This window comes from uncultured Cetobacterium sp. (assembly GCF_947039425.1).
Classification (GTDB): domain Bacteria; phylum Fusobacteriota; class Fusobacteriia; order Fusobacteriales; family Fusobacteriaceae; genus Cetobacterium_A.
Map to the genome: position 1 here is coordinate 1 of NZ_CAMQYW010000120.1, position 5,504 is coordinate 5,504.

Sequence of the window (5,504 nt, forward strand, 5' to 3'; positions counted from 1 at the left end):
TCTAATGTTAAGATATTTTGTGTGGGAAATATAACAGTTGGTGGAACAGGAAAAACACCAGCTGTACAGTTTTTTGTAAAAAAATTATCTAAAATGGGAAAAAAAGTTGCAGTTGTATCAAGGGGATATAGAGGGAAAAGAAAGGAAGAACCTCTTGTAGTAAGTGATGGTAAAAAAATATGGGCAACTCCAAAAGAAAGTGGAGATGAATCTTACTTACACGCTTTAAATCTAAAGGTTCCAGTGATTGTTGGAAAAAATAGATATGAAGCATGTAAACTTGCAGTGGAAAAGTTTGGAGTAGATACTATTGTACTAGATGATGGATTTCAACATAGAAAATTAAAAAGAGATAGAGATGTTGTTTTAATTGATGCAACTAATCCATTTGGTTGGGGTGCTCTTTTACCAAAAGGAACACTAAGAGAGGATTTTAAAAAGGCTGCAGAAAGAGCAGATGAGTTTATAATTACAAAATCTGATTTAATTCCAGAAACTGATTTAGAAAAAATAAAAAGATTTTTAAAAGTAAAATTTAAAAAATCAATATCTGTTGCAAAACATGGAGTAACATCTCTTTGTGATGTTGATGGAAATGCAAAGCCACTATTTTGGGTAGCAGGAAAAAGAGTATTACTTTTTTCAGGTCTTGCTAATCCTTTGAATTTTGAAAAAACTGTAATATCTTTAAATCCAGAGTATATTGAAAGAATTGATTTTATTGATCATCATAATTTTAAAGAAAAAGATTTTGAAACAATAAAAAAGAGAGCAGAAGCAATGGATGCAGATTTTATAATAACAACAGAAAAAGATTTAGTAAAAATACCTAAAAATTTAATGATAGAGAATCTATATGTATTAAAAATAGAGTTTTCAATGATAGAAGATAATAGCTTAGAAGGAATTGGTGAAATTAATGATAAATAGAATAGAAAAAAGAGTAGAAAAATTATTAGAAAATATAGATTCTTTAGATAAAAGAGCATATTTAACAGTGACAGGAGAGGGAGATATTCTTAGAAAAAAAATGAACTTAGCAGTTCCTTGTATGGTTTACTGTGAAAACGATGAACTTTTTCAAACTCAGTTAGAAAAAGAGATTGATTTTAAAGAGAGACAAAAAGATAAAGATATAAGTAGATTGTCAAATGTTGACTTAGTAAAAGCAGTTGATATTTTTACAAAGGTTGTTATAAAAGGTGAATTAGAATTTGCTAAAAGATATGGAAAAGAGTTAGCTTTAAGAGATAAAGAATTATTTTATAAAACACTATTTAACCTTTCTTTAATGGATAATATAAAGTTTAAAAAGCCATTAATGGCTTTAGCATTTAAAGAGATTATGGAAGTTATTGGATGGAATGATAAAATAGGTTATTTAGTAATATCTTATTTTACAAAGCAAAGATATGATTTAAATGAATTTGAAAATGCAAAAGAGTATATAGGAGAAGAGTTCGAAGTTGAAGAATCTTTAGATCTAGTTGCATATAAAAAAGTATTAGAATCATATGAGTATAAAAATAGTAAGAAATACAGATATATATTAAAAAAAGAAAATGAAAAATTAGAAAAAAAAGAAATGCTTAATATAGAACAGGAGATATTAAAAACAATATAGCTTTGGGAGGAGTTTATGTTAAATTATTTTAATATAAAAATGATAAATATTTTTGACGATGGGTCTCTTACAAAAGATAAAATATTAAAAATGATGGTAGAAAATATAAGTGAAAATAGTGAATTAATAGTTGATAAAAATATTTTTTATTTAGAAGTTTTAGAAAGAGAAAAAGTTGGAACAACTGGAATCGGAATGGGAGTAGCTATTCCTCACGCAAGAACAGATGCTGTTAAAGATATTGTATTATCTGTGGCGTTACTTAAAAATCCAATTGATTTTAATTCTTTAGATGGAGAAGGAATAAAAGTAGTAGTTTTAGTGGGAGCTCCTAAAGGTGGAAGTAAAAAATATTTAGAGCTTTTATCAATGCTTTCAAGAATATTTAGAGATAAAAAAAATAGAGATAGTATTATAGAGTGTACAACTAAAGATTGTTTAATAGAGGCTATAGCGGAGATAGGTTAATGAAAATAGGAATTTATGGAGGAAGTTTTAATCCTATTCATAATGGACATGTTTTTATTGGAAAATTTATAATAGATTATTTAAACTTAGATAAACTAATAGTTATTCCTGTTGGAATTCCATCACATAAAAATAATGATTTAGCTAGTGCTAGATTAAGAATTAAAATGTGTAGGAAAGCTTTTGAAAATATTGAAAAAGTTGAAATCTCAGATATAGAGATAAAAGATAATAAAATATCTTATACTTATGATACTTTATTAAAAATAAGAGAGCTATATCCAGGAGATGAATACTTTGAAATAGTTGGAGAGGATTCAGGAGAAAATTTTAAAAATTGGAAAAATTATAAAGATATATTAACTTTTGCAAAAGTAGTTGTTTTAAAAAGAAAAGGATATAAAACAAAAATAGAGGATGAAAACTTAATTGAAATAGAAAGTCCATATATAAATATATCTTCAACAGAAATAAGAGATTCAATAAAAGAAAATAAATCAATAGAGAAACTAGTTCCAAAAAAAGTAAAAGAACTTATATATGAAAAAGGATTATATAAAAAAGACAAGTTTTAAACTTGTCTTTTTTTAGTCTAATATGTTGTCAGCAATATGGTAAGTAGGATCATCCATAATGTTAACTTTTATAATATCCTTAGCATTAGTAAGCAAATTTTTACAGTCAGGGCTTAAATGCTTTAAAATTATTTTTTTATTTAATATATGATATTTTTCAGTTAGAGCATTAATAGCTTCAATGGCTGAGTGATCCATAACATGAGAGTCTTTAAAATCAATGATAACAGTTTCAGGATCAAGTTTTGGAGTGAAAATCTCTTTAAAACTGCTAACTGATCCAAAGAATAGAGGACCATTAAGAGTATATATTTTTTCATTGTTATTAATAGAGCTAGCTGCATTTATTTTTTTACCCTTTTCCCAAGAGAACATAAGTGCTGATAAAATAACACCAATAACAACAGCTACAGCTAAGTCTTCAAATATTGTAATAAACATAACAATAACAATAATAATAAGATCTTTTTTAGGTATTTTAGAGCAAAGTTTAAAGCTTTTCCATGCAAAAGTTTCAATAACAACAATAAACATAACCCCAACAAGAGCTGCTAGAGGAATTATCTCAATAACTTTTGAGCCTAAAAGAACAAATAAAAGAAGAGAGATAGACATAGAAATACCAGAAAGTCTTCCCTTACCACCAGATGATAAATTTACCATTGATTGTCCAATCATAGCACAACCTCCAGTTCCACCCATAAATCCATTTAAAAGATTACCGATCCCTTGACCAATGCATTCCTTATTAGATTTTCCTCTAGTATCAGTAATATCGTCTATTAAAGATAAAGTTAAAAGAGATTCAATTAATCCAACTAAAGTACCAATAATAGCAAAAGGAAGTATAATTTTTAAAGTTTCGATATTTAAAGGTAGATTAGGTATATGAAATTTAGGTAATCCTCCGGATAAACTTTCATTTGCAAAATCCTTAACATTTGGCATATGAATTCCAAGTTGAGATATTTTAATAGATAAGATAGTCGTAATAATAATTGCTGCAAGAGAAGCAGGAATAGCTTTAGTAAATTTAGGTAAGAAATGAGTAACAAGCATAGTAATAACAACAAGAATTACCATTATATAAAGTTGTGGCCCCTTCATCCAAACTTTTTCACCTAAAGTGTTGATAATTTTAAATTGCGCAAGTTGAGCAATGAAAATAACAACTGCTAGACCATTTACAAATCCAAGCATAACAGGATGTGGAATCATTCTAGAGAATTTTCCAAGTTTAAAAATTCCAATAAATATTTGGAAAAGACCCATTAAAACAACAGTTGCAAAAAGGTATTCAACTCCATGGCTTCCAACTAAAGCGGCAAATACAACAGCAATAGAACCAGCGGCTCCTGAAATCATTCCAGGTCTTCCACCAAAAATAGCAGCACATAGTCCTATTAAAACAGATGTATGAAGTCCTACTATTGGTGAAAGTCCTGCAGCAAAAGCAAAGGCTATAGCTTCTGGAACCATAGCTAAAGATGTAGCTAATCCAGCTAAAACATCATTTTTAATTTTTGAAATATTAATCAATAAATTTTCCTCCTAAGTAAATACTAATATTTTATACGTAGGTAATATTATAACAGAAAATATAAAAATAAACAAATAAAATAAGCAATACAAAAGAGAAGGCGAGCGTTTTTTCTATGGTAAAAATATTGATTATATGGTAAAATTTAATGACTTATTGAGAGGAGAAATAGAATGGAACTTAAAATACCAGATCATATTGCTATAATTATGGATGGAAATGGGCGTTGGGCTAAACAAAAAGGAATGCCTAGAACTTATGGACATAAAGCAGGAGCAGATACACTTAGAAAAATACTTAGTTACTCAGGTGAAATTGGTGTAAAATATCTTACTGTTTATGCATTTTCTACAGAAAATTGGAAAAGAGCTAAAGAGGAAGTAGATACTTTAATGTTTTTGTTTAAAGCATATTTAAAAAGTGAAAAGAAAACTTTGATGAAAAATAATGTTAGATTTTTAGTGTCTGGACGAGAAGAAGGAGTAAGTAAGGATTTATTAAAAGAGATAAAAAAACTAGAAGAGGAAACAAAAGATAATACAGGAATAACTCTTAATATAGCTTTTAATTATGGTGGAAGAAGTGAAATTGTAGATGCCATAAATAAAATGATAGAAAATAATGAGACAAATATAACTGAGGAAACTGTTGAAAAATATCTATATACTAAAATTCCTGATCCAGAATTGGTGATTAGAACTAGTGGAGAAATGAGAATTTCTAATTTTCTTCTTTGGCAAATAGCATATTCTGAAATATATGTGACGGAATCTTATTGGCCAGATTTTAATAAAGAGGAATTAATTAAGGCAATAGAAAATTACAGTAAAAGAGATAGGCGTTTTGGAGGAGTAAAATAGATGTTAAATAGAATTTTAGTTGCACTAATAGGAATACCTATATTATTAACAATTTTATTAAAAGGTGGATTATTATTATTATTATTTGTAAATTTTGTTATCTTTATTGGATTATTTGAATTTTATAAAATGGCAGAAATAGGTGGAAAAAAACCAGAAGTAAACTTGGGATATATTGCTGGAATGGCTATTCCAAACTTAGTTTATTTTTTAAAAGCATCAAATTCAGAGATTGCTTTTATATTGCCTTTAGTATTTTTATTAATAACATGTATGGGTAAAAAAGTTTTACAAAATAAAGTAGAAAATTCAAGTAGAGATATAGGGATAACAATACTTGGAGTAATATATGTTTCGGGATTATTTAGTCATTTGTTATTAATGAATTATTTACCAAAAGGTGGGATGTGGTTATTAAGTATTCAAATATTAGTTTG

The 5,504-nt window shown here is 27.4% G+C and carries 7 protein-coding genes; 6 read left to right on the forward strand and 1 reads right to left on the reverse strand.

Going from position 1 to position 5,504, the window contains the following annotated elements:
- The 4 genes from lpxK to nadD all read left to right on the forward strand — a co-directional run.
- Window positions 1–930: tetraacyldisaccharide 4'-kinase (lpxK, locus tag Q0V09_RS07070; RefSeq protein WP_297487925.1), on the forward strand; the 930-nt coding region annotated here is incomplete at its 5' end.
- A complete protein-coding gene (locus tag Q0V09_RS07075) occupies window positions 920–1,624 on the forward strand; it encodes a hypothetical protein (RefSeq protein ID WP_297487928.1) in 705 nt (234 codons plus the stop codon). The genes lpxK and Q0V09_RS07075, both read left to right, overlap by 11 nt.
- A 15-nt stretch (window positions 1,625–1,639) precedes the next feature.
- A complete protein-coding gene (locus Q0V09_RS07080; RefSeq protein WP_297405897.1) occupies window positions 1,640–2,092 on the forward strand; it encodes a PTS sugar transporter subunit IIA in 453 nt (150 codons plus the stop codon).
- Window positions 2,092–2,667, forward strand: coding sequence for a nicotinate (nicotinamide) nucleotide adenylyltransferase (nadD, locus tag Q0V09_RS07085; RefSeq protein WP_297405896.1), 576 nt, complete (start codon window positions 2,092–2,094; stop codon window positions 2,665–2,667). The genes Q0V09_RS07080 and nadD overlap by 1 nt, the downstream gene beginning before the upstream one ends.
- Window positions 2,668–2,679: 12 nt before the next feature.
- Here the strand turns inward: nadD and Q0V09_RS07090 are convergent, their stop codons facing one another.
- Window positions 2,680–4,206, reverse strand: a complete 1,527-nt coding sequence (locus Q0V09_RS07090; RefSeq protein ID WP_297405895.1) for a SulP family inorganic anion transporter — start codon at window positions 4,204–4,206, stop codon at window positions 2,680–2,682.
- A 174-nt stretch (window positions 4,207–4,380) separates the two neighbouring features.
- On the opposite strand from Q0V09_RS07090, the gene Q0V09_RS07095 reads away from it, so the two are divergent.
- The gene (locus Q0V09_RS07095) at window positions 4,381–5,067 is read left to right on the forward strand and encodes an isoprenyl transferase (RefSeq protein WP_297405894.1); all 687 of its coding nucleotides are present in this window, start codon (window positions 4,381–4,383) and stop codon (window positions 5,065–5,067) included.
- Window positions 5,068–5,504: phosphatidate cytidylyltransferase (locus tag Q0V09_RS07100; protein ID WP_297487930.1), on the forward strand; the 437-nt coding region annotated here is incomplete at its 3' end.